The sequence below is a fragment of the Halorubrum persicum genome, from assembly GCF_002727125.1.
Classification (GTDB): Archaea; Halobacteriota; Halobacteria; order Halobacteriales; family Haloferacaceae; genus Halorubrum; species Halorubrum persicum.
In genome coordinates this window covers 1-2,109 of the sequence record NZ_NHOA01000143.1, presented here as the reverse complement: position 1 = coordinate 2,109, position 2,109 = coordinate 1, and the positions used below count along the sequence as shown (strand labels likewise).

Here is a 2,109-nt window from a genome sequence, read left to right as displayed (position 1 = left end):
CTACCGCTCGAAGCCGGTCGCGCGGGCCGGGAGGAACATAGCGGCGTCGTCGAGGCGCGCGCTCGCCCACCCGACCGGCTTCGAGCGGTAGCCGAGCATCGAGTCGAGCGTGTTGACGGCCTTCACCCAGACCGCGCCGGCGACTCCAGCTACGAGCGGGAGCGCGGTTCCGGAGCCGCCGGCCGCGAGCCCGACCGTCGCCCCGAGCGCGAACCCGCCCAGCGGCGCGACGAACCCGTCGGCGAGGTTCTCCGCCGCGCTCTCGACGGCCGCGCTCCGGAGGTCGGCCGGCGAGAGGTCCGTCGCGTCCCGTCCCGCGAGCGCCCGGACCGACCGCCGCGCCGCGTCCGGGTCGGAGTCGGTCAGGCCGGCGACCTCGGCCGTCGTCGCCAACAGCATCCGGAGGCTGACGGTGGTGAAGAGGAGCGTCCCGGCGACGACGGCGGGGAGGGCGGCGGCGACGGAAGAGGCCGGAGGCGACGCCGCAAGCGCGACGATCCCGCCCGCGCCCGCCGCGGCGACGAGCGGGAGCGCGACCGCGACCGCGACGCCGACGATCCGGGGACGCGACCACGACCGGTCGAACCGCCCCACGACCGACCCGAACAGCGCGACAGGGTGAACCCGGGCCGGCGGCTCCGCGACCGCGAGGTCGAGGCCGACCGCGATCGCCAGCGCGGCGAGGGGAGAGAGCGCGGAGCCGAGAAGCGGAGCGGGCGACATCTGGATCAGAGCCCGTCCAAGAACGCGTCGAACGCCCCACTCTCCGGGTGGACGTGACAGTACGTTCCGAGGGTTCGGTGCTCGATCAGGCCGTCGCGGTCGCCGTCGATCCCGGTCCCGCGCTCCACCTCGAAGGCGAACCGGGCGTCGGGCGCGGGGTCAGCCTCCGAGTAGTGGAACTCGTGACCGCGCAGCGTCGTTCCCGCCGACGCCGTCGGCGCGTCCCGCGTCGCCCGGAGTGCGACGTGGTCAAGCGCCTGATACCGGTCGCGCATCTCCACGTCGGCGGGGAGGACGCCCGCCATCGCGTGGCTCTCGCCCGCGGCGGTCGTCAGCGACTCGGCGAGCGCCATCAGCCCGCCGCACTCGCCGAGGACCGGCGTCCCCGCGGCGGCCGCGCTCGCGATGTCGTCGAGCGCCGGGCTCGCCGCGAGCGCCGCGGCGTGCAGCTCCGGGTAGCCGCCGGGGAGGTAGACGCCGTCGCAGGGCGGGAGCGGGTCGCCCGCGGTCGGCGCGAACGCCTCGACGGTCGCCCGCTCGCGCAGGCGCTCGATCGTCGCGGGATACGCGAAGCGGAAGGCGTCGTCGCGGGCGACCGCGACGCGGGGGCGGTCGCCGTCGGCGGAACCGACCGGGCCGGTTGGCTCCGCCGGTTCCGCCGGTTCCGCCGACCCTGCCGGCTCCCGCGCGAGATCGACGAGCCGGTCGGTCCGGAGCCCCTCGGCGGCCGCGGCGAGCGCGTCGTCGGGCACGGGCGACTCGTCGCCCGTGTGGAGCCCGAGGTGGCGGTCGGGCACGTCGAGGTCGTCGTTCGGGGGAACGCGACCGAGATAGCTCACCTCGTCCGGGAGCGCCTCGCGAATCCCGTCCGCGTGGCGCCCGCCGTGCGCGCGCTGGGCGATCACGCCGACCACGTCGATCTCGCGGCCGATCCGGTCGGCGTACGCCCGGAAGCCGAGCGCGGTCGCGCCGACGCTCTCCATCCCGGCGCTCGCGTCGACCACGAGCACGACCGGGAGGTCGAGCGCCTCGGCGACCGCGGCGGTGCTCGACCCGTCGCCGTCGTACAACCCCATCACGCCCTCGACGACGCAGACGTCCCCCTCGCCCCGGGCGTAGTTCCGGCGGAGACCGCCCTCCCCCTGCAGCCACAGGTCGAGCGTGCGCGAGGGGCGCCCCGTCACGCGCTCGTGGTGGCTCGGGTCGATGAAGTCCGGGCCGGCCTTCGCCGCCTGAACCGCGTGGCCCGCGTCCCCCAGCGCCCGGATCGCCGCGAGCGTCGCGACCGTCTTGCCGACCCCGGACGCCGTGCCGCCGACGACGAAACCCCTCACGGCTGAGTCCCCTTCTCGGCCAGCAGCCGGTCGGTGAGGTCGGCCACGCGGT

Annotated in this window: 1 protein-coding gene and 1 pseudogene; both read right to left on the bottom strand. The window is 76.3% G+C overall.

Annotated features, from left to right (window positions below; all coding sequences use genetic code 11):
* Positions 1-18: 18 nt before the first annotated feature.
* Positions 19-723 (bottom strand): annotated as a pseudogene (locus DJ69_RS15425) (CobD/CbiB family cobalamin biosynthesis protein); the annotation flags it as partial.
* Positions 724-728: 5 nt separating this feature from the next.
* Positions 729-2,057, bottom strand: a complete 1,329-nt coding sequence (locus DJ69_RS15420; protein WP_099256421.1) for a cobyrinic acid a,c-diamide synthase — start codon at positions 2,055-2,057, stop codon at positions 729-731.
* Between the last annotated feature and the right edge of the window lie 52 nt (positions 2,058-2,109).